Origin of the sequence: Ancylobacter lacus (assembly GCF_018390635.1) — a bacterium.
Taxonomy (GTDB): domain Bacteria; phylum Pseudomonadota; class Alphaproteobacteria; order Rhizobiales; family Xanthobacteraceae; genus Ancylobacter; species Ancylobacter lacus.
In genome coordinates, this window is sequence record NZ_JAHBGE010000072.1 from 88,427 (window position 1) to 109,517 (window position 21,091).

18 protein-coding genes and 1 tRNA gene are annotated in these 21,091 nt (G+C 72.6%); 7 read left to right on the forward strand and 12 right to left on the reverse strand.

The genetic code is table 11. From position 1 onward, the window contains the following. Nucleotides 1–11: 11 nt before the first annotated feature. The 5 genes from KHC27_RS17525 to putA all read right to left on the reverse strand — a co-directional run bounded on the left by KHC27_RS17525 (nucleotide 12) and on the right by putA (nucleotide 7,002). Complete coding sequence (locus KHC27_RS17525; protein WP_213340685.1) at nucleotides 12–404, reverse strand: GFA family protein; 393 nt, start codon at nucleotides 402–404, stop codon at nucleotides 12–14. 155 nt (nucleotides 405–559) lie between these two features. After that, nucleotides 560–645 (reverse strand) — tRNA-Leu (locus KHC27_RS17530). Nucleotides 646–688: 43 nt separating this feature from the next. Continuing rightward, nucleotides 689–2,383 carry a formate--tetrahydrofolate ligase gene (locus tag KHC27_RS17535; protein WP_213340686.1) on the reverse strand — a complete coding sequence of 565 codons (1,695 nt, stop codon included), beginning with the start codon at nucleotides 2,381–2,383 and terminating at the stop codon, nucleotides 689–691. Between the two features lie 371 nt (nucleotides 2,384–2,754). Beyond that, nucleotides 2,755–2,976 (reverse strand): hypothetical protein, encoded by a 222-nt coding sequence (locus KHC27_RS17540; RefSeq protein ID WP_213340687.1) that lies wholly within the window; start codon nucleotides 2,974–2,976, stop codon nucleotides 2,755–2,757. A 180-nt stretch (nucleotides 2,977–3,156) separates the two neighbouring features. Next, nucleotides 3,157–7,002 (reverse strand): trifunctional transcriptional regulator/proline dehydrogenase/L-glutamate gamma-semialdehyde dehydrogenase, encoded by a 3,846-nt coding sequence (gene putA / locus KHC27_RS17545; RefSeq protein ID WP_213340688.1) that lies wholly within the window; start codon nucleotides 7,000–7,002, stop codon nucleotides 3,157–3,159. A 227-nt stretch (nucleotides 7,003–7,229) separates the two neighbouring features. Here putA and KHC27_RS17550 point away from each other — a divergent pair, with 227 nt between their 5' ends. Further along, nucleotides 7,230–8,318 (forward strand): LLM class flavin-dependent oxidoreductase, encoded by a 1,089-nt coding sequence (locus tag KHC27_RS17550; protein ID WP_213340689.1) that lies wholly within the window; start codon nucleotides 7,230–7,232, stop codon nucleotides 8,316–8,318. Nucleotides 8,319–8,334: 16 nt separating this feature from the next. On the opposite strand, the gene KHC27_RS17555 is transcribed toward KHC27_RS17550, so the two are convergent. The 3 genes from KHC27_RS17555 to KHC27_RS17565 form a co-directional block, all read right to left on the reverse strand. Next, nucleotides 8,335–9,342 (reverse strand): DMT family transporter, encoded by a 1,008-nt coding sequence (locus KHC27_RS17555; protein ID WP_246520041.1) that lies wholly within the window; start codon nucleotides 9,340–9,342, stop codon nucleotides 8,335–8,337. A gap of 421 nt (nucleotides 9,343–9,763) precedes the next feature. Beyond that, a complete protein-coding gene (locus tag KHC27_RS17560; RefSeq protein ID WP_213340690.1) occupies nucleotides 9,764–10,972 on the reverse strand; it encodes an alpha/beta hydrolase in 1,209 nt (402 codons plus the stop codon). 138 nt (nucleotides 10,973–11,110) lie between these two features. Further along, nucleotides 11,111–11,854, reverse strand: a complete 744-nt coding sequence (locus KHC27_RS17565) for an alpha/beta fold hydrolase (protein WP_213340691.1) — start codon at nucleotides 11,852–11,854, stop codon at nucleotides 11,111–11,113. 275 nt (nucleotides 11,855–12,129) lie between these two features. Here KHC27_RS17565 and KHC27_RS17570 point away from each other — a divergent pair, with 275 nt between their 5' ends. Genes KHC27_RS17570 through KHC27_RS17580 form a run of 3 tightly spaced genes read left to right on the forward strand, consistent with a single transcriptional unit; the run spans nucleotide 12,130 to nucleotide 14,982 of the window. After that, complete coding sequence (locus KHC27_RS17570) at nucleotides 12,130–13,518, forward strand: ethanolamine ammonia-lyase subunit EutB (protein WP_213340692.1); 1,389 nt, start codon at nucleotides 12,130–12,132, stop codon at nucleotides 13,516–13,518. Further along, nucleotides 13,515–14,435, forward strand: a complete 921-nt coding sequence (gene eutC / locus KHC27_RS17575) for an ethanolamine ammonia-lyase subunit EutC (protein WP_213340693.1) — start codon at nucleotides 13,515–13,517, stop codon at nucleotides 14,433–14,435. Before KHC27_RS17570 ends, eutC begins: the two co-directional genes overlap by 4 nt. 1 nt (nucleotide 14,436) lies before the next feature. Beyond that, nucleotides 14,437–14,982, forward strand: coding sequence for a GNAT family N-acetyltransferase (locus tag KHC27_RS17580; protein WP_213340694.1), 546 nt, complete (start codon nucleotides 14,437–14,439; stop codon nucleotides 14,980–14,982). Nucleotides 14,983–15,034: 52 nt separating this feature from the next. Here KHC27_RS17580 and KHC27_RS17585 read toward each other — a convergent pair whose 3' ends face one another. After that, a complete protein-coding gene (locus tag KHC27_RS17585; RefSeq protein ID WP_213340695.1) occupies nucleotides 15,035–15,997 on the reverse strand; it encodes a LysR substrate-binding domain-containing protein in 963 nt (320 codons plus the stop codon). A 126-nt stretch (nucleotides 15,998–16,123) separates the two neighbouring features. On the opposite strand from KHC27_RS17585, the gene KHC27_RS17590 reads away from it, so the two are divergent. After that, on the forward strand, nucleotides 16,124–16,441 hold the full coding sequence (locus KHC27_RS17590) for a DMT family transporter (RefSeq protein ID WP_213340696.1): 318 nt from the start codon (nucleotides 16,124–16,126) through the stop codon (nucleotides 16,439–16,441). Here KHC27_RS17590 and KHC27_RS17595 read toward each other — a convergent pair. Both KHC27_RS17595 and KHC27_RS17600 read right to left on the reverse strand, forming a co-directional pair. Then, a complete protein-coding gene (locus KHC27_RS17595; protein WP_213340697.1) occupies nucleotides 16,413–17,654 on the reverse strand; it encodes an FAD-dependent monooxygenase in 1,242 nt (413 codons plus the stop codon). The genes KHC27_RS17590 and KHC27_RS17595 overlap by 29 nt on opposite strands. A gap of 9 nt (nucleotides 17,655–17,663) precedes the next feature. Further along, nucleotides 17,664–17,912, reverse strand: a complete 249-nt coding sequence (locus KHC27_RS17600; protein ID WP_213340698.1) for a zinc-finger domain-containing protein — start codon at nucleotides 17,910–17,912, stop codon at nucleotides 17,664–17,666. 212 nt (nucleotides 17,913–18,124) lie between these two features. Between KHC27_RS17600 and KHC27_RS17605 the strand changes: the two genes are divergently transcribed. After that, nucleotides 18,125–19,252, forward strand: coding sequence for a hypothetical protein (locus KHC27_RS17605; RefSeq protein ID WP_213340699.1), 1,128 nt, complete (start codon nucleotides 18,125–18,127; stop codon nucleotides 19,250–19,252). Here KHC27_RS17605 and KHC27_RS17610 read toward each other — a convergent pair. Further along, on the reverse strand, nucleotides 19,228–20,103 hold the full coding sequence (locus KHC27_RS17610; protein ID WP_213340849.1) for an isocitrate lyase/PEP mutase family protein: 876 nt from the start codon (nucleotides 20,101–20,103) through the stop codon (nucleotides 19,228–19,230). The genes KHC27_RS17605 and KHC27_RS17610 overlap by 25 nt on opposite strands. 197 nt (nucleotides 20,104–20,300) lie before the next feature. On the opposite strand from KHC27_RS17610, the gene KHC27_RS17615 reads away from it, so the two are divergent. Then, nucleotides 20,301–21,053 (forward strand): alpha/beta fold hydrolase, encoded by a 753-nt coding sequence (locus tag KHC27_RS17615; RefSeq protein WP_213340700.1) that lies wholly within the window; start codon nucleotides 20,301–20,303, stop codon nucleotides 21,051–21,053. Nucleotides 21,054–21,091 lie beyond the last annotated feature (38 nt).

A 21,091-nucleotide genomic window follows, 5' to 3' on the forward strand; every position in this document is an offset into this window, starting at 1 on the left:
CGCCCGCCGCGCTACGGCTCGGTCGGGCCGGTGCCCTCGCGGTCACGCGGGTAGTGCCGGGCGAGCGGGAAGGGCGGCAGCCACGATTCGCGGCGCACCACCCAGTTCTCATAGGTCGGGATGAACTGGTCCGGCGCGTCGAGCGCGCCAAGATGAAGCTCCACCTCCTCGCCGAAGCGCGCGAAGACGGAGGAGCCGCAGCGCGGGCAGAAGAACCGCCCGGCATAGTCGCGGGCCTCGCCGGTGACGGTCACCGCCTCCTGCGGGAAGATCGCCGCGGCGTAGAACAGCGCGCCATGGTGCTTGCGGCAGTCGAGGCAGTGGCAGAGGCCGACCCGGTGGGGACGGCCCGTCGCCTCGAAGCGAACCGCGCCGCACAGGCAGCCGCCGGTGAACCGATCCATTCCCCGCCTCCTTCGCGCCACGCCGCGCGCCACCGTGGGCAGCGCCATCCTCGGCTCATGAACCCGCCGGGTCCAGCCCGGTTCCGGCCGCCCCGCCCATGGCCTCGCAGCGGCCGCCGCGAGACCGGGGATGTCGTGGCCGCGGGTGCGGGATGTGGTGGCCGCTGTGGGACTCGAACCCACACGGGCGAAGCCCGAGGCATTTTAAGTGCCTTCCGTCTACCGGTTTCGGCAAGCGGCCTGTGGTGCTGGCCGCGCCCGGCGGGCGCGGCGTCCGGGGCGTGTCAGCTCAGCCCGCAGATGGCGCCGGCCTCGTCGACATAGATCTGCTCGGCGGCTGGCCGGCGCGGCAGGCCGGGCATGGTCATGACATCGCCGCACAGCGCCACGACGAAGCCGGCGCCGGCCGACAGCCGCACCTCGCGCACCGGCAGCACGAAGCCTTCCGGGGCGCCGCGCAGGCCGGGATCGGCGGAGAAGCTGTACGGCGTCTTCGCCATGCAGACCGGCAGCCGGCCGAAGCCGCGCGCCTCGTAATCCGCCAGCCGCGCCAGCGCCGCCGGATCGAACGCCACCGAGCCGGCCCGGTAGATGCGCCTGGCGATGGTCTCGATCTTCTCGATCAGTGAGAGGTCATCGCCATAGAGCGGGCGGAAGCGCGAAGGCTGCTCGGCCAGCTGCATCACGGTGGCGGCCAGCTCCATCGTCCCCGCCGAGCCTTCCGCCCAGTGGGTGCACAGGTGCACGCCGGCGCCGACGCCCCGGCACGCCGCCTCGATGGTCGCGATCTCGGCCGGGGTGTCGCTGTTGAAGCGGTTGATGGCGACCACCGTGGGCAGGCCGAAGGCCGCCATGTTCTGGAGGTGCCGCACCAGATTGGCGGTGCCGGCCTCGACCGCCGCGACGTCCTCGCGGCCGAGCCCGTCCTGGGGCACGCCGCCATGCATCTTGAGCGCCCGCACGGTGGCGACCACCACCACCGCCGCCGGCGTCAGCTCCGCCTGCCGGCACTTGATGTCGAGGAACTTCTCCGCGCCGAGATCGGCACCGAAGCCGGCCTCCGTCACCACATAGTCGGCGAGGCCGAGCGCCGAGCGGGTCGCGATCACCGAGTTGCAGCCATGGGCGATGTTGGCGAAGGGCCCGCCATGGATCAGCACCGGCGTGCCTTCCAGCGTCTGCACCAGATTGGGCTGGAAGGCGTCGCGCAGCAGCGCGGCCATGGCGCCGGTGACGCCGATGTCGGCGGCGGTCACCGGGGTGCGGGCATGGGTCTGCGCCACCACCATGCGGCCGAGCCGGGCTTCGAGATCGGTGAGGGAGCGGGCGAGGCAGAAGATCGCCATCACCTCGCTCGCCACGGTGATGTCGAAGCCGTCCTCGCGCGGAAAGCCGTTGGCGACGCCGCCGAGGCCCACCGTGACCCGGCGCAGGGCGCGGTCGTTCAGGTCCATCACCCGGCGCCACGTCACGCGGCGCACGTCGATGTCGAGCGCGTTGCCCCAGAACACGTGGTTGTCGATCGCCGCGGCGAGCAGATTGTGCGCGGCGGTGATGGCGTGGAGGTCGCCGGTGAAGTGCAGGTTGATCTCGTCCATCGGGATCACCTGGGCGCGGCCGCCGCCGGTGGCGCCGCCCTTGGCGCCGAACACCGGGCCGAGGCTCGGCTCGCGCAGGGCGATGGCGGTGCGCTTGCCGCTGCGGGCCAGCGCGTCGCCGAGGCCGATGGTGGTGGTGGTCTTGCCTTCGCCGGCCGGGGTCGGGTTGATGGCCGTCACCAGGATGAGCCGGCCCCGCGGGGTGGCCTCCGCCCGCGCCGCCAGCGGCAGCGCGACCTTGGCCTTGTAGGGGCCGTAGCGGTAGAGGTCCGTGGCGGCGATGCCGAGCGCCTCGCCGATCTGCTCGATCGGCCGTGGCGTGACGGAAGCCGCGATGGCGGCGTCGCTGTTGGGATCGATGGTCCGCGCCGCGCGCTGCATGGGTCTGCGCCCCTTCCTGTCTTTGCCTTCAACTAGCCGGGGAAGGTGGAGGAGTTCAAGAGCGCCTCCCGGGGTGCGACCTCGCCGCCTGCCGCAGGGCAAGACCCTCGCCGCCAAAGGACGGCCGGTCCGGGCCACCGGCGGCCGGGTCCGGTCCAGCCGAATCGGCCCATCCGGCGTCCGCGCCGCGCCGCAAGAAAGGCGGGGAGCCCGGCGGGCGCGCCGGCGGCGTCGAGCGTGCGATCGCGGTGGCGAGACGCCCCGCGATTCGCGCCCGGCGGGCCTGTGCGTGCCAGCGGCCCGGCCGCCACGCCCGGCGCACCGGTCCACGGCCGCCCTCGGTCGAGGACGCGATGATCCGTTCGGGGACGTCAGTGCCGGGAGGAACTGCGCCGCTTGCGCTTGCGCGGGCCGGTGTCGTTCGCCGGCATGATGATGGCCATGATGAGCCGGGCGAGCGGATAGGGCACCCAGGTCGGCAGTTTCGAATAGGGATTTTCCGGCGAAACATACCCTGCGCGGCGCTGGGCGCGCCTGACCTCATCCCGCGCGCGCTGCGCTGGGCTTGGTCCCGGATCCTTGCGTGCTTCCATAGCCCCGGCCGTTTTTATGTAACGTTGGAGGTAACACTGGGGCAAGGCGCGACCTCTGTCCAGCAACAACGTCGCGGCGTTGCGGAAGCTGGGCGAGATGAGGGGAAACCCCTCATCCGCCCAAGCTGAAAGCGTCGAAGCAGACGAGGTATAGTGTTAAATGCCGCTCATTCCGCCTTTTCAGCCGATCGACATCAGGCTGGCATTGCCACCGGCCGCCGCTGTGTTGGTGCTGGTGGAGCGTTCCAGCAGCAGCAGATCGAGCGGGTAGTCCTCGCCCGCCTCGATCTGTCCGGTTCCGAGCCCGGCGACCGGCACGATGGCCCCCGGGCGGGCCGCCACCTCCTCGCCGAGCCGCTTCAGGGCGTCGCCGTCGCCCTCGAACAGCACCGCGTCGAAGGCGGCGGCGGTGCGGTCGAGGACGGTGCCGGCGACGACGCCGAGACCCGCCGGCACCTGTTCGGCATAGGCCGGCGGCAGCCGCACCTCGTTGCCGGTCGCCAGCGCCGTCGTCACCTGCAGGGCGAAGCCGAGCGGGCTGGCCGGCAGGCACAGAACGGTGCCGCGCGGGGTGAGGCGATAGACGTTGCGCTCGCCCACCGGGCCGGGCAGGTCCACCGTGGCGCCGTGCCGGGTCGCCGCCAGCAGCCTCTCGCAGCGGGCGCGGATGCCGGCGTCCGCGAGGCTCGCGACGAACAGCCGGGCCGGCTCCGGCGCACGGGCCGGGGCCTCGAGCGGCAGGTCGACGGGGCGGGTCGCCAGCAGGCGGTAGAGATAGAGCGGGCCGCCGGCCTTGGGGCCGGTGCCGGACAGTCCATGGCCGCCGAAGGGCTGCACGCCCACCACCGCGCCGATGATGTTGCGGTTGACATAGAGATTGCCCGCCTCGATCCGCTCGGTCACATGCGCGATGGTCTCGTCGATCCGGGTGTGAAGCCCGAAGGTGAGGCCGTAGCCGGTGGCGTTGATCTCGCCGATGAGGTCGTCCAGCCGCTCGCGGGCGAACCGCACCACATGCAGCACCGGGCCGAACACCTCGCGCTTCAGCTCTGCGAGGCTTTCGATCTCGATGAGGGTGGGCGGCACGAAGGTGCCGGCGCGGCACTCGGCCGGCACCGCGATCTGATGCACGGCCCGCCCCGCTCCGCGCAGGGCGGCGATATGGGCTTCGATCGTGGCCTGCGCCTCGGCGGAGATGACCGGGCCGACATCGGTGGCGAGGCGGGCGGGATCGCCGAGCGCGATCTCCTCCAGCGCGCCGCGCAGCATGGTGAGCACGCGCTCCGCCACGTCCTCCTGCACGCACAGCACGCGCAGCGCCGAGCAGCGCTGGCCCGCCGAGTCGAAGGCGGAGGCGATGACGTCCCCCACCACCTGTTCCGCCAGCGCCGAGGAATCGACGATCATCGCGTTCTGGCCGCCGGTCTCGGCGATCAGCGGGATGACGCGCCCCTCCGGGCTCAGCCGCCCGGCGAGCTGCCGCTGGATGAGCCGCGCCACCTCGGTCGAGCCGGTGAACATCACGCCCCGGGTGCGGGAATCGCCGACCAGGGCTGCGCCGACATCGCCGGCCCCCGGCACGAACTGCACCACGCCGGGGGGCACGCCCGCCTCGCGCAGCAGCCCAATGGCGAGGCTGGCGATGAGGGGGGTCTCTTCGGCCGGCTTTGCCAGCACCGCATTGCCCGCCGCCAGCGCCGCCGCGACCTGCCCGGTGAAGATGGCCAGCGGGAAGTTCCACGGGCTGATGCAGACCACCGGCCCCAGCGGTCGGTGGGTGTCGTTGGAGAGCCGGGCGGCGGCCTCGGCGCCGTAATAGCGCAGGAAATCGACCGCCTCGCGCACCTCGCCGACCGCGTTGGGGATCGATTTGCCGGCCTCCCGCACGATGACGCCGATCAGCGCGGGCATCCGCGCCTCCATCAGCTCGGCGGCGCGGGCGAGGCAGGCGGCACGCTCGGCCGGCGGCGTCGACTGCCAGATGGGCGCGGCGGCGACCGCCTGTTCCAGCGCGCGCTGCACGGTCTCCGGGGTCGCGTCCTCGACGATGCCGACCTCGTCGCGGTGATCGGCCGGGTTCAGCACCGGGCGGGGCCGGCCGGGCGCCGGCCCGTCGCCCAGCAGCGGCACCGCCCGCAGCGGCGTCGCCGCGCCCGAGAGCAGGGCGCCCGCGAGCGAGCCGAGCCGCTGCTCGTTCGACAGGTCGAGGCCGGCGGAATTGCGCCGGGCGGGGCCGAACAGCGCCGCGGGCAGCGCGATCGCCGGGTGCGGCGCGCCCACGGGCTGGATCGCCCGCGCCGCCTCGACCGGGTCCGCCGCCAGGTCCTCGACCGGGACGGCGAGGTCGGCGATGCGGTTCACGAAGGAGGAATTGGCGCCGTTTTCCAGCAGGCGGCGCACGAGATAGGCCAGCAGCGTCTCGTGGGTGCCGACCGGGGCATAGATGCGGCACGGCCGGCCGAGCTTCTCCCGCCCGACCACCTCCTCGTAGAGCGGTTCGCCCATGCCGTGCAGGCACTGGAATTCATATTGCCCGGCATAGTAGTTCGGCCCCGCCATCTCCATCACGGCGGCCAGTGTCTGGGCGTTGTGGGTGGCGAATTGCGGAAAGACGGCGTCGGGCGCGGCGAGCAGCTTGCGGGCGCAGGCGAGATACGACACGTCGGTGTGGATCTTCCGGGTGTAGACCGGAAAGCCCTCCAGCCCGTCGAGCTGGGCGCGCTTGATCTCGCTGTCCCAATAGGCGCCCTTCACCAGCCGCACCATCAGCCGGCGGCCGCTGCGGCGGGCGAGATCGACAAGGAAATCAACGACGTAGGGGCAGCGCTTCTGATAGGCCTGGATCACGAAGCCGATGCCGTTCCAGCCCGCCAGCGTCTCGTCGAAGCACAGCGCCTCCAGGAGGTCGAGCGAGATTTCCAGCCGGTCGGCCTCCTCGGCGTCGATGTTCAGCCCGATGTCGTAATGGCGGGCGAGACGGGCGAGAGCGGCGACGCGGGGCAGCAACTCATTGATGACGCGCTCATATTTGGCGCGGGCGTAGCGCGGATGGAGCGCCGAGAGCTTGATCGAGATGCCCGGCCCCTCATAGATGCCGCGCCGGCCCGAGGCCTTGCCGATGGCGTGGATCGCCTGCTCGTAATCGGCGAAATAGCGCGCGGCATCGGCCGCCGTCGTGGCGGCTTCGCCAAGCATGTCATAGGAGTAGCGGAAGCCCTTCGCCTCCAGCTTGCGGGAGTTGGCGAGAGCCTCCGAGATGGTCTGGCCGGTGACGAACTGCTCGCCCATCATCCGCATGGCGAGGTCGACGCCCTTGCGGATGAGGGGCTCGCCGCCGCGACCGATGAGTCTGGTGAGGGCGACAGTGAGTCCACTCTCGCTGGTCGTCGCGGTCAGCTTGCCGGTGACCAGCAGGCCCCAGGTCGCCGCGTTGACGAAGAGCGAGGGGCTGTGGCCGAGATGGGACTGCCAGTCGCCCACGCCGATCTTGTCGCGGATCAGCGCGTCGCGGGTGGCGCGGTCGGGAATGCGCAGCAGCGCCTCGGCGAGGCACATCAGCGCGACGCCCTCCTGGCTGGAGAGGGAATATTCGTGGATCAGCCCTTCCACCGCGCCCTTGCGCCCCTTCTCCCGCAGCGCCTGCACCAGTGCGGCGGCGCGCTCGCGCACGCGGGCGGCTTCTTCCGCGCCGAGCGCGGCTTCCGACACCAGCAGCGGCACGCAGTCCGGCTCCGGGGTGCGGTAGGCGGAGGTGATGCGGGCGCGCAGCACGGTCTGCGGCAGCACGCCCTGGGCGAAGGGCAGGAAGCGGTTGTCCGGCCGGGCGGGCTCCGGCAGCGCCGGCGCGTCGGGCTCGGCATCCTCGCCGGGGGCGGCAAGCGCCTCGCCGGCCTCCAGCCGCTCCAGCGCGGTCAGCAGGGCCTGCTTGATGACGGCGTGGGGGGTGCGACCATGGCGGTCGGCGGCGATCTTCAGGCGGTTGCGCAGATCCTCGTCGATCTTCACGCCGATCGTGGTGGTGGCCATGGCTTTGCCCGGGTGTGGTTGCGATAGATGGAGTGCCAAGGTGATACCACAGGCGCAACCCTGTTTCCAGTGGGCGCAACCTCATCGGGAGGGGTGGTGCCACCGGCCGGTTGCCCCTCATCGCCACTCCCGGCGCGCGCGGACCAGCCGCGGAATCAGCCCGATTCTCCCAGTTCTATCGCGCGCGACCCACTTGCGGCGGGCCGGGGCGGCACCACCTAATTCGCATGAACGCTCATCAGCCCCCGTCTTCCCAGCCCATCGGCTCGCCCGGGAACCCGGCCGCGGCCGTGCCGCTGTCGGTTCTCGACCTCTCCTTCGTCACCGCCGGCCATTCCGGGCCTGAGGCGCTGCGCGGCACGATCGACCTCGCCCGCCACGTCGATGCGCTCGGCTTCGCCCGGTTCTGGGTGGCGGAGCACCACAACCTGCCCTCCGTGGCGAGCGGGGCGCCGGACATTATGGCGGGGCAGATCCTCGCCGCGACCCGGCGCATCCGGGTCGGCTCCGGCGGGGTGATGCTGCCCAACCACGCGCCGCTGATGGTGGCGGAGCGGTTCAAGGTGCTGGAGGCGCTCTATCCCGGCCGGGTCGATCTCGGCCTCGGCCGGGCGCCGGGCAGCGACCAGCTCGCCTCCATCGCGCTGCGCCGGCGGCAGAATGTCGAGCCGGAGGACGATTTCCTCGACCGGCTGCGCGAACTCATGGCCTTCGACGATGGCCGCTGGGCGCCGGACCACCCGTTCCGCAAGATCCAGGTCATGCCGGTGGATGTGCGGCTGCCGCCGCTGTTCCTGCTCGGCTCCAGCGGCTACAGCGCCCGGCTCTCCGCGCAGATCGGGGTCGGCTTCGCCTTCGCCCACCATTTCGCCACCCACGACGTTCTCGACGCGATGCTGAGCTACCGCGAGGGCTTCCAGCCCTCCGAGCATCTGGAAAAGCCCCACGCCATCCTCGCTTTGTCGGTGGTGTGCGCGCAGACGGATGCGGAGGCGGAGCGGCTCGCCGCCTCGGTCGACCTGTCGCATCTGCGCCGGCAGCGCGGCTCCTTCGCGCCGATTCCCTCGCCCGAGGAGGCGGCGGCCTATCCCTACACCGAAGCCGACCGCGCCTTCATCCGCCGCAACCGCGAGCGGGTGCTGGTCGGCGGGCCGGAGACGGTGGCGGCCGGGCTAAACCGCTTCCTCGCCACCACGCTGGCCGACGAGCTGATGGTGACCACGCCGATCTACGACCCGGAGGCCAAGAAGCGCTCCTACGAGCTGCTGGCGGAGCTGCGGCCTGCGCTGCGGCCGGCGCAAACCGCCACCGCCTGAGCGCGCCGGCGCCGCCTCATCGCGCGGGCGGCGCCGCCCGCGTCACCAGCCAGATGCCGAGCGCGATCGGCACGATGCCGACGATGTCCATCGCCGGCACCGCCTCGCCCAGCAGCAGCCAGCCGAACAGCAGGCCGAGCGGCGGCATGAGGAAGTGCAGGCTGGAGGCCGCCGTCGCGGTGGAGCGGGTGAGCAGGTAGAACCACAGCCAGTAGCCGCCGATCGACACCGCGAAGACGAGATAGCCCAGCCCCAGCAGGAAGCGCCCGGTGAGGTGGATGTCGGCGAGGCTCTCGGTGGCGAAGGCCAGCGGCATCAGCAGCACCCCGCCGGTGAGGAACTGCACGGCGGTGCCGGTCCAGATGCCGCCCTGCGGCTTCAGCGCCTTGTAGGCAACGGTGCCGGCGGCGAGCGAGGTGACCGCCAGCGCGATCAGCACGGTCGCTTCCACGCTCTCATGCGCCCCGGCCAGCCGGGACCGCAGCACGATGACGACGCCGGCGAGCCCCAGCCCGATGCCCAGCCACTTGCCCGGCGTCAGCCGCTCGCCGAGCACCGGGCCGGCCGCCAGCGCCACGAGCAGCGGCAGGCAGCTCGACAGCACCGCCGAATAGGCCGAGCTGGCGAAGGAGAGGGCGACGAAGCTGAGGCCGAGATAGAGCGCGTTGTTCAGCGTGCCGATCAGCACCAGCGAGCGCAGGTCCCGCCGGGTCAGCGCGATCCGCCCTTCCGTCAGCCGGGCGAGGCCCAGCATCGCGCCGCCCGCGAGCAGGAAGCGCACGGTGAGCAGCAGCAGGGGCGGGCAATCCGCCAGCGCCAGCTTGGCGCCGGCGAAGGCGGAGGACCACAGCACGCAGAAGGTGGCGACCAGCAGCGGGATCGGCAGCCGGGGACGCGACAGAGGCCGGGCGCCGGCATCGGGCTTCCCGCCCGCCGCCCGCCCTGTTTCCGGCGTGGCGGGCGGCGGCGCGGCGGAGGGCGCGGGAGAGGCGCCGTGGGAGGCAGAAGCGGCGGGCGGCGACATGGAAAGCTCCGGCGGGCGACATCGCGCGGCACGCTAGGCGAACCCGCCGGCATCGGGAAACGCGATGTTCTCATGAGGCTGAGAAGGAAAGTTGATGCGGGCGGGCGGCATTCCCGCGTCCGGTCAGCCGCCTCCGGCGGTCGCGGGCTCGGTTGACGTCGGGATGTCCCGGCTGTGAACAGGCCGGCCTAGGTGAGCCGGGCCATTCGCGGCCGCGTCGGGAAACCGGCCGGGCAACTCGGTCAATGCCATCCCGGTCAATGCTCTCGAGCCTCTTGGCGGCCGGTGTGGCGTGGCCCCATCGCGGCACCGCGGCGGGGCGAGGTCGTGCGACCCCGTCGCCGCCTTCATCTGCGTCCGGCGTCGCCTGTCCGCGAGGGTTCGGCTCCCTGCGCCGCCGGCCCGCTCGCGCGGGGTCGCCCTACTGCGCCCGTGGGTCGGCGGCGGGGGCGGCGACCTCGTCCGGGGTGGCGGGCGGGGGCGTTGCCGGCTGCGGCTTGCCGGGCGGCAGGCCCGGAAGACGCGGCTTGTCGAGCGGCGACAGGCCTCGGCCGAACTGGGCAAGCCCGACCACGCGCACGCCATTGACGTCGACCACTTCCGGTCCCTTGCCCTCCCGCGCCGCCAGCACGAGCTTCTGCATCTCCGGCGCCATGGCCACGAGCTGGGCGAACTTGCCGTGGTTGAAGTCGTCGATGCCCTTCACCTTGGTCATGTCGATGACCACAGCGCCGAGTTCGACCAGCTCGGCGTCGTTGGTGTAGGAGCCGAGGCGCCCCTTTCCGCCGGCGATGAACTGGGAGAAGCTCAGGGCCTTGTCGTCGCCCGAGACGATGACGATGAAGGGTTTGGGCAGCTTGCCGAAGCGCTTGAGCTGGGTCTTGAACACGTCGACGTCGATATCCGGCGCGGCGAGGATGACATTGCCCAGCTTCTGCGTCGGGATCAGCTCACCGGAAATGCGGATCTGCCGCAGCGCTTCCACCGTCACCCAGTTGCCCATGGAGTGGGCGAGGATGTTCACCTGCTCCGCGCCGCTGGCGAACACCCGGCGGATGGTCTGTTCGAGGCCGTCGCGGGCCGCGGTGGCGCTGTTGTTGTCGTAGACATAGTCCACCGTCTCGCCGCGCGAGGCCCAGGTGAACAGCACCGGGATGCCCGGCTGGTGGGAATCCTCCGCCACCTGGGTGATGCGGTAGAGCGCCTCGGAGAACAGCGTGTTGTAGCCGTGGATGAAGATGATGACCCGGCGCTGCCCGGGGGGCAGCTTGGCCAGCTCCGCGGCGAGGTCGGCGTCGAACTCCTGCGGGGTCTGGCGGTAGGCGGCCTCGCGCACCACCATGTCGGTCGCGGGGTTGGGCGGCGACTTGCGCGGCCACTCGACCTCGCCCGCCTTGTGGGTGGGCGGCACGCTGATGTCGAAGCGGGCGAAGCTGAGGGCTTCCGACCGGTCGCCATTGTAGAACACGCCGGGCTGGGGGTCGCGGGCGCGGGTCGACGCCACCAGCACCGTGTGGTCATGGGTGCCGGGCGCCGCCGTCTCGCTGATGTCGAGCGCGTCAGGGCCGGGCCGTCCGGCGCAGCCGACGACCAGGGCCGCAACGAAGAGGACCGCGACGAAACGCGGCATCCGCGCCGCCACGGTGGAAACGCAAACTCGAACGCTCGGCACGATGTCCCCCACGTGCCACCCCATGCGTGGCACCTCTTCACGGTAGCATCGAGGTAGGGCGTCTGGATAGGGCCCTGCCGCTGCGCCTCCGGGCCTTCAGGCGATCCGGGCGAGGGTCGCCGCCAGCTCCTCCGGCTGGCTCAGGAACGGCGAATGCCCGCTGTTGAGCTGGTGCACCGTCGCGCCGGGCACCGCCTGCTGCATCTCGCGCTGCACCGCCAGCGGCAGGGCGCGGTCGTGCAGGCATTCGATGTAGTGCCGCGGCAGCCGGCCATAGCGGCCGGGCGTCGCCTGCGAGACCGCGGCGAAGGGCGCGTGCGGCGTCACCCGCACCAGATTGGCCAGCGCCACCTCGATGTCGCGCTCGGCGCAGTCGGAATAGAGCGAGCCGACCACGAGGTCGCGCTTGGCGAGATCGACGCCGAGCCCTTCCTTGCCCATCCGCAGCATGCCCTGGCTGGCGACGATGGCGGGGTCCTTGAGGTAGGTCGGGGTCATGACGAAATCCCGCGCGCTGCGGCCGGCGGGCGCCATGAAGCCGGTGAGATAGACCAGCGCCGCGACCTTCTCCGCCATCAGTTCGCCCAGCCAGGTGCAGGTCGCCCCGCCGACCGAGTGGCCCACCAGGATCGCCTTGCCCGACACCGTCTCCAGCGCCGCCCTGGCCGGCGCGGCATAGACCGCGATGTCGGTGACGGCGGCGGTCGGGGTGGGGTCGAAGCCGTGGCTGGCGAGGTCCGGGGCGATGACGGCGTGGCCCTGCGCCGCCAGCAGGTTCGCCACCTTGCCGAAGCAGCCGCCCCAGTGCCAGGAGCCGTGGAGGAGGATGAAGGTGGCCATGCGCGCTGTCCCCGTGCCGCCCGCCCTTCCGGCGGGCCCTGTCATGTCGGGTTGGTAGCGGGCGGGCCGACCGGCGTAAAGCGTGGCATGTGGTATGCCGACGTTGCGAGGTTGCCTGCTTGATGCCGGCGGGCTTCACGCGGAGGGGATGGCAGGGGCGGGCTTGGCAGGGGCGGGCTTGGCAGGCGCGCGCGGGCGCCGCACAATGCAGCAGGTTCCGCCGTGGCGCCGGTTCGGGCATTCTCGCCCCGGTGCCGCGGCGCAGGAGGTGTCTCATGGCCTATCGTCACATGATCGGCGCGCGAAGCTGGGTCTTCGCCGACCTCCGCGAGCTCATGGCCAAGGCGACCCCGCCGCGTTCGGGCGATATGCTGGCGGGGATCGCCGCCGCCTCGGCCGAGGAGAACGTCGCCGCCCGCATGTGCCTCGCCGAGGTGCCGCTCGCCACCTTCCTCACCGAGGCGCTGGTGCCCTATGAGGCGGACGAGGTGACCCGCCTCGTCATCGACACCCACGACGCCGCGGCCTTCGCCCCGGTGGCGCACCTCACGGTCGGCGATTTCCGCGATTTCCTGCTCTCGGAGCGGGCGACGCCGGCGGTTCTCGCCGCCCTTGCCCCCGGCATCACGCCGGAAATGGCGGCGGCGGTCTCCAAGCTGATGCGCAACCAGGACCTCATCATGGTGGCGAAGAAGTGCCGCGTGGTGACCCGGTTCCGCAACACCATCGGCCTGCCCGGCACCATGGCGGTGCGGCTGCAGCCCAACCACCCCACGGACGATCCCGCCGGCATCACCGCCGCCATCCTCGACGGGCTGCTCTATGGCTGCGGCGACGCGGTGATCGGCATTAACCCGGCCTCGGACAGCGTGCCGGTGCTGAGCGAGCTGCTGAAGCTGGTGGACGGCATCATCCAGCGCTTCGACATCCCGACCCAGGGCTGCCTGCTGACCCACGTCACCACCTCGGTGGAGGTGATCAACCGCGGCGTGCCGGTGGACCTCGTGTTCCAGTCGGTGGCCGGCACGCAGGCCGCCAACGCCTCCTTCGGCATCGATCTCGCCGTGCTGAAGGAGGGCCACGAGGCCGCGCTGTCGCTGAAGCGCGGCACGGTCGGCGACAATGTGATGTATTTCGAGACCGGCCAGGGCTCGGCGCTGTCGGCCAACGCCCATCACGGCGTCGACCAGCAGACGCTGGAGGCCCGGGCCTATGCGGTGTGCCGGCCATTCAGGCCGCTGCTGGTGAACACCGTGGTCGGCTTCATCGGCCCGGAATATCTCTATGACGGCAAGCAGATCATCCGCGCCGGGCTGGAGGACCATTTCTGCGGCAAGCTCATGGGCGTGCCGCTCGGCTGCGACGTCTGCTACACCAACCATGCCGAGGCCGACCAGGACGACATGGACACGCTGATGACGCTGCTCGGCGCGGCGGGCGTGACCTACATCATGGGCATTCCCGGCTCGGACGACGTGATGCTGAACTACCAGTCCACCTCGTTCCACGACCAGCTCTATCTGCGCGAGGTGCTGGGCCTCCGGCGGGCGCCGGAATTCGCCCGCTGGCTCACCGAGATGGGCATCGCCGAGGCCGACGGCCGGCTGCGCCCGCAAGGCGCCAACCACCCCCTGCTTGCCGCCGCGCCGGGGCTGGCGGCATGAGCGGCGCCACCGGGACGAACGGAACCCCTGCCGCCGGCGACGGCACCACGCCCGAGAACGCCGGCGGCCGCGAGCCGCCGGAGCGCCGCGACGACTCCCCCGTTCATCGTGATGATTCCCCCGTTCATCGTGATTCCTGGCGCCGGCTTGCCGGGCTGACCCCGGCGCGGATCGCGCTCGGCCGGGTCGGGGCCGGGCTGCCCACCGCCGAGGTGCTGCGCTTCTCGCTGGCGCATGCGCAGGCGCGCGACGCGGTCCACACCCCGTTCGAGAGCGCCACCGTGGCGGCGGGCATCGCCGGCCTCGGCTTCGAGACGGTGACGGTGTCCTCCGCCGCCACCGGGCGCGACATCTATCTGCGCCGGCCCGATCTCGGCCGGCGGCTCTCGGCGGAAGGCCGCGCCACGCTGGAGGCGCTGCATCAGGGCGACCCCGCGGCGGCGCCCGACATCGCCCTTGTCGTGGCGGACGGGCTCTCCTCCACCGCCATCCATGTTCAGGCGGTGCCGTTCCTCGCCGCCTTCCGCGCCCGCCTCGTCGAGAATGGCTGGCGCACCGGCCCGGTGGTGGTGGCGAGCCAGGCGCGGGTGGCGCTCGGCGACGAGGTGGGCGCGGCGCTCGGCGCGCGCTGCGTGGTGGTGCTGGTGGGCGAGCGGCCCGGCCTTTCCTCGCCGGACAGCCTGGGCCTTTACCTCACCTTCGAACCCAAGGTCGGCCGCACCGACGCGGAGCGCAACTGCATCTCCAACGTGCGCGGGGAGGGGCTTTCCCACGATCTCGCCGCCTTCAAGCTGGCGTGGCTGCTGAAGGAGGCGCTGGCGCGCCGGCTTACCGGCGTCCAGCTGAAGGATGAGAGCGACCTGCTGCTAGTGGCCGGCCGGGCGCCGCCGCTGCGCCTGCCGGAAGCGGCGAGCTGAGATGACGGCGGCCGCGGTGCCGGCGCCCGGCGTGGAGCGCGCAGACGAGCCGGTGCTGCTGCGCCCGGCCCGGCCGGGCGAGGGAGCGGCGCTGTTCGACACCACCGTGCAGTCGGTGCGGGCGCTCGCGGCGGGACGTTATTCCCCTGAGCAGATCGCTGGCTGGATGGGCACCCGCAGTCCCGCCTATTATGAGGACATCATTGCCCGGGGCCGCACGGTGGTGGCGGAAGCGGGCGGCGAGGTGGTCGGCTTTGTCGATGCCGAGCCCGGCGAGGTCACGCGGCTGTTCCTGAAGCCCGGGGCGGCCGGGCAGGGGCTTGGCGCGCGGCTCCTCGCCCAGGGCATCGCCGCGGCGCGGCAGGGCCATGACGGGCCGATCACGGTCGAGGCGACGCTGAACGCGGAAGGCTTCTACGCCCGCCACGGCTTCGTCCGCGTCCGCACCGGCTTCTTCTCCCACGGCCTCGGCGGAGACCCGATCGAGGTGGTGGTGATGGAGCGGCCGGCCGAGGCGGGAGAACAGGGCCAGCGGCCGCGGCCCTGATCATCGACCCGGGTGCGCCGCCGGCGTGTTGGCCGCGCCGGCCCGGCCGCCCTCAGGGCGTCGCCCCGCGTGCCGCCCGCCGGCTCTCCGGGTCCGCCGGGTTGTCGTGGGCGGCGAACTCCTCCGTCACCCATTGCCGCAGCACCTGCGCGGCGGGACGTCCGCCGCCGCCGGGCGCGACGAAGCGATAGGTCAGGCCCTCCAGCGTCGGGCCGAACGGGCACACCAGCGTGCCACGCTCGATCTCGCCCGCCGCGAGCACGAGGCTCACCAGCGCGATACCCTGCCCGGCGATGGCGGCCTGAATGGCGCTGCCCTCGTCGTTGAAGGCTATACCGCCGGCACTGTCGAGCCCCTTCAGCCCGGCGCGGGCGGCGAAGTGCCGCCAGCTCGGCACGCTGGCCCCCGGCGCGAAGGCGAGGGGATCGACATGGATCAGCGTCGCCCGGCCGAGATCCGCCGGGGTGCGGATACCGAGGTGGGGCGCGCAGGCCGGCGCGAAGCGGTCGGCCATCAGGTCGACGGCCTCGAGGCCGGGATAGGGGCCGGCACCGTAGCGAATGGCGGCGTCGGCCTCGCCGGCGAGCAGGTCGACCGGCTCGTCCGTTGCGGTGAGGCGCAGGTCCCAGCCGGGAAACCGCGCCCGGAACCGCGCCACCCGCGGCACCAGCAGCCGCGCGGTGAAGGCGAGCGTGGCCGACAGCGTCGCCACCTGCCGCACCGGCCGCCGGCGCAGCCGCGCCACCGCTTCCGCCATCGCCTCGAAACCCTGCCGCACCGGGCCGTGAAGCGCGCGCCCTTCTTCGGTCAGGGTGACGCGCCGGGTGGCGCGGTGGAACAGCACGACGCCGAGATCGGCCTCCAGCCGGCGGATGTGGTGGCTCACGGCGGTGGGCGTCACCCCCAGCTCGGCGGCGGCGCGCTTGAAGCTCTCCAGCCGCGCCGCCGCCTCGAAGGTGCGCAGCGCGGTGAGCGGCGGCAGCGGGCGCGCGATGGATGCGTTTTTCTCATCCATCCGATGACATCTCCGCGTTTGTCGGGAGGATTGTCGAGCATCTATAAGCGGCTCGGCTGGCGCCGGCCAGCCATGGATGACATCGCTCGCATGGCCTGCGTCATGGGGCGGGCAGGGGGGAGCGCAATGGCCTGGGTCTGTCTCGTCGTCGCGTCGCTGTTCGAGATGCTGTTCGCGGTGACGATGAAATATGCCGAAGGCTTCTCCCGCATCGGCTGGAGCGTCTTCACCGTCGCCGCCGGCATTGCGAGCCTGATGTTCCTCACCGCGGCGATGAAGACGCTGCCGGTGAGCGTCGCCTATCCCGCCTGGACGGCGGTCGGCACCATCGGAACCGTGATCCTGGGCGCGGTGCTGTTCAACGAGCCGCTGACGGTGCTGAAGGTGGTTTCGGTCGGCGCCATCCTCGCCGGCATCATCGGCCTGCGGCTGCAGATGGGCTGAGCGGCTCCGCCCCGGCCGGCGGCAGCACGGGCGGCCGCCAGCCATAGATCCAGCCATAGCGCCGGTAGAGCCCGGCGCCGCCCCGCGCCCGGATGACCATGTCGCGGGCGAGCCGGGCCGGGCCGGCGAGATGGTAGATGCGGTCCATGCCGAGCGCGGCCTTCTGCACCTGCCGGGTCCGGGGCTGGCGGGCGCGCTCATAGGCCCGCAGCGCGGCCGGCACGTCGCGGCCGGCGCGTTCCAGAAAAAGGCCGAGCACGGTGGCGTCCTCGATCGCCTGCGCCGCGCCCTGGGCGAGGAAGGGCAGCATGGCGTGGGCGGCGTCGCCCAGCAGCGTCACCCGGCCGCTGCCCCAGCTCCGCAGCGGCTCGATATCGCACAGCGCCCAGCGCAGCCAGTGCTCCGGCGCGCCGATCAGCGCCCGCGCCTCGGCGCTCCAGCCGCGGAACAGGCTGGTGAGTTCCTCCGGCGAGGCGCCGATGCCCCAGCCATGGCTGGCGCGCGATTCCGGCGTCGCCACCACGAGGTTGAGCGCCTGTCCCGCCTTGACGGGATAGGCGACGACATGGGCGCGCGGGCCGAGGAACAGCCGCACCGCCGGGTCGCGCAGCCGCTCCGGCACGGCGCCGACCGGCAGGGTGGCGCGCCAGGCCGCCCGGTTGCGGAACACCGGGTCGGACTGCGGGAAGAGGCGGGCGCGCAGGGTGGAGCGCAGGCCGTCCGCCCCCACCAGCGCCTCCGCCTCGATCTGCTCGGTGCGGCCGTCATGGCTGGCGAGCACCGTCACGCCGCGGTCGGACTCGGCGAAATCCTCCACCGTGCGGCCGAGCCTCAGCTCGATGCGGCGCTCGGCGTGCACCGCGGCAAGCAGGGCGCTCTGCAGGTCGGCGCGGTGGATGACGAGGAACGGGCCGCCATAATGCGCCTCGGCGTCGCGGTCGGTGCGGGCTTCGGCAAGAAGCCGGCCGCCGAGCCCGTCGAGGATGCGGAAGGCGCGGGGATGCACCGCGCTGTCGCGCAGCAGATCGAGCACCCCGAGCGCGGCGAGGCAGCGCGTGGCGTTGACGGCGAGCTGGACGCCGGCGCCGGCCTCTTCCAGCTTCAGCGCCCGTTCCAGCACGGTGACGTGCCAGCCCGCGCGGGCGGCGCCGAGCGCGGCCGCCAGCCCGCCGATGCCGGCTCCGGCAATGGCGATGCGCCGCGTCTGGGGCATGGTCGCCGCTCAGGCGGCGGCGGGCACGTCGAACAGGCAGCCCGGAGGGTTGGTGTCGGTGCCGTGGAGGTGGTGATCGTAGCGGTACAGCGTCGAGCAGTAGGGGCAGATGATCTCGTCATCCGAGCCCATGTCGAGGAAGACGTGGGGATGGTCGTAGGGCGGCTTGGCCCCGACGCACATGAATTCCTTCGCGCCGACGCGAATGATCGGAACGCCCGCCGAATTGTGGAAATGAGGAACGACGTGGCCCGCCATGGTGCGCTCGACTCTCTGCTCGACTGATCGCAGGGGCGTGCGGCGGCGAGGCCGGCCCCTCGCCGCGAACATAGCGGTTCCGCCGGCCGGGTCAAAGGGAGGCGCGCCCTTTTGCCCGCCACAATGGCGGATCATATGGGCTGAGACGGCGTTTTCCCCGTGTCGGGGCGCCTTTCCCCTCCCCTTGCCGCGATCTGGAGCCCGAACCGCCCATGCGCCGCCTTCTCGCCTCGCTCGGTCTGCTGCTGGCCTGTGCCGGTGCCGCCCACTGGGTGGTGCCGATGGGCCGGTTCGCGCTCGACCGGGTGATGGCGCGCGAGGACGCCGCGCGCATCGCCGACCTCGCGCTCGACCGGGAGCTGACCGCGCCGCGCGTCGCCGCCGAGATCGACGCGGCGCTCGCCGACGGCGATGGCGAGCTGGCGGCGAGCTTCCTCGCCCTTGCCGACGACCGCCATGTCGCGGTCGACCCGGCGCAGCGGGCGCGGGTGGCGGCCGGGTCGGGCGGGGCCGCCGCGGCGCTGCGCGGGGCCGGCAGCTTCGGGCGCGGCCTCGTCACCGGCACGGCGGACGACCTGCCGGGCCTTGCCGGCGCGGTGGCCGGCGATCTCACCGTATGGGGCGACCTGCGCGACGGCGGCCGCCAGGTTCTGAACTGGGCGCGCGGCGAGGAGGTGGACGACCTCATTCTCGGCCTGTCCGCCGCCGGCATCGCCGCCACCGGCGTCACCTACGCGACGCTCGGCGCCTCGCTGCCGATGCGGGCGGGGCTCAGCGTGCTCAAGGGCGCCCGTCGCGCCGGGCTGATGAGCGCGCGTCTCACCGCCGATGTCGTCCGCGGCCTGCGCCCGGCCGCGCCGGCCGCTGCCCGGCTGGGTGGCGCCGCGGCCGACGGCGCCGGCGCCTCCCGGCTGGCGGCACGGGGGACGGCACGCGGCACGGTTTCGCTGGCCGCGCTCGCAGGCGATCTCGGCGCGGCGCAGGGCAAGGCCGGCACCCGCGCCACGCTGCTCGGCCTGCGCCACCTCGACGGCGCCGGCGACGCCGCCCGGCTGCGGCGGCTGGCGGAGGTGAAGGGCGGCCAGACCCTCGCCATCCTCAAGACGCTGGGCCGTGGCGCGCTGGTGGTGACCGAGGCGATGGCGAAGCTTGCGCTCTGGCTGATCGCCGCCGCCTTCAACCTGCTGGGGCTGGTGACGGCGTTCAACGGCTTCGTGGTGGAGATGTTGCGCCCGCTCTGGCGGCGCCGGGGCCGGCGCCACGGCCGCCCGCGCGGCCGCGATGCGGTGCCGGGGCTCGGCCCGGCGGGCGTACCCTACCGCGCCGCCGCCGCCATGTAGCTTTCCGCCTCCCGCGCCGACATGGCGTCGCCGGCATAGCTGAAGGTGCCGTGCTCCTTCACCTCCCGGGCGGCCCGGGCGAGGGCGCCGAGCGCGGCGCGCGCGAAGGAGCCGCCGACGCTGATGCGCTTCACCCCCGCCGCCTCCAGTTCCGCCACGGTGAAGGTCGGCCCCGCCAGCCCCATCACCACATTGACCGGCCGGGAGAGCGCGGCGCAGACGGCGCGGATCATGGCGAGATCGCGCAGGCCCGGCGCATAGAGCACGTCGGCGCCCGCCGCCTCGAAGGCCTGCAGCCGGCGGATGGTGTCGTCGAGGTCGGGCCGGCCCCACAGGAAGTTCTCCGCGCGGGCGGTGAGCAGGAAGGGGTGGCGGCGGGCCTCCTCCGCCGCGGAGGCCACGCGTTCCACCGCCTGGGCGAAGGGATGGATCGGCTGCGCCGGATCGCCGGTGGCGTCCTCGATGGAGCCGCCGACGAGCCCGGCTTCCGCCGCCAGCCGGACGGTGAGGGCGCAATCTTCCGGGGCGGGACCGAAGCCGTCCTCGAGATCGGCCGAGACCGGCAGCTCCGTCGCCTCCACGATGGCGCGGGCATTGGCGAGGATCATTTCGCGCGGCAGCGCCGCCTGCGAATCCCGCCGGCCGATGGAGAAGGCGAAGCCGGCGCTGGTGGTGGCCAGCGCCTCGAAGCCGAGGGCGGTGAGAATGCGGGCGGAGCCGGCGTCCCATGGATTCGGCATGACGAAAGCGCCCGGGCGCTGGTGCAGGGCGCGGAAGGCGGCATGCCGCGCCGCGCGCCGCGCGGCGAAGGCGGCCTCGGGTCGGTCGCCGGCGTCCGTCGGGGACGGCATGGACGGTGCGGGCGGGGGTGTCGGCATGGATTCGCTCCCTGATCGGCGGCAGGTTAGCGACATCCGAACAAAAAGAGAACATTTAACCCCGGCGGCGCATCGGCCGCGCGCCGGCTTGCGCTTCGCCGCCGCATCGGCCTTGCTGCGCCGGACCGCGCGCCGCGCTTTTCCGCGCCGATGAGGAGACGGACCCGCCCATGCCCAGCTTCCAGCACGACGGCCTCGACTTCGCCTTTCTCGACGAGGGAGAGGGCGAACCGATCCTGCTCATCCACGGCTTCGGCTCCACCAAGGAGGTGAACTGGGTGGGGCCGGGCTGGGTGTCGACGCTGGTGCGGGCGGGGCGGCGGGTCATCGCGCTGGACAATCGCGGCCATGGCGCCTCGGCCAAGCTCTACGACAAGGCGCAGTACGACCCCGACATCATGGCGCGCGACGCCCTCGCGCTGCTCGACCATCTCGGCATCGCCCGTGCGGACCTGATGGGCTACTCGATGGGCGGGCGGATCGGCGCCTGCGTGGCGGTGCAGGCGCCGGAGCGGCTGCGCACCCTCGTGCTCGGCGGCATCGGCCTTCACCTTGTCGAAGGCGCCAGCTTGCCCGACAGCATCGCCGACGCCCTGCTGGCCGACAGCCTCGACGCGGTGAGCGACCCGGTCGGCCGCACCTTCCGCCAGTTCGCCGACCAGACCGGCAGCGACCGCCGCGCCCTCGCCGCCTGCATCCTCGGCTCGCGGCGCAAGCTGCCCAAGGAGGATGTCGCCGGCATCCATGTGCCGACGCTGATCGGGGTCGGCACCCGCGACACCGTCGCCGGCTCGGCGCAGGCGCTGGCGGACATCATGCCCGACGCCCGGGTGGTCGATATCCCCGGGCGCGACCATATGGTCGCGGTCGGCGACAAGGTGTTCAAGGCGGCGGTGCTGGAGTTCCTCGACGCCCATGGCTGAGGCGGCAAAAGCCGAGTCTGCGGAATCGGTTGGCCGCA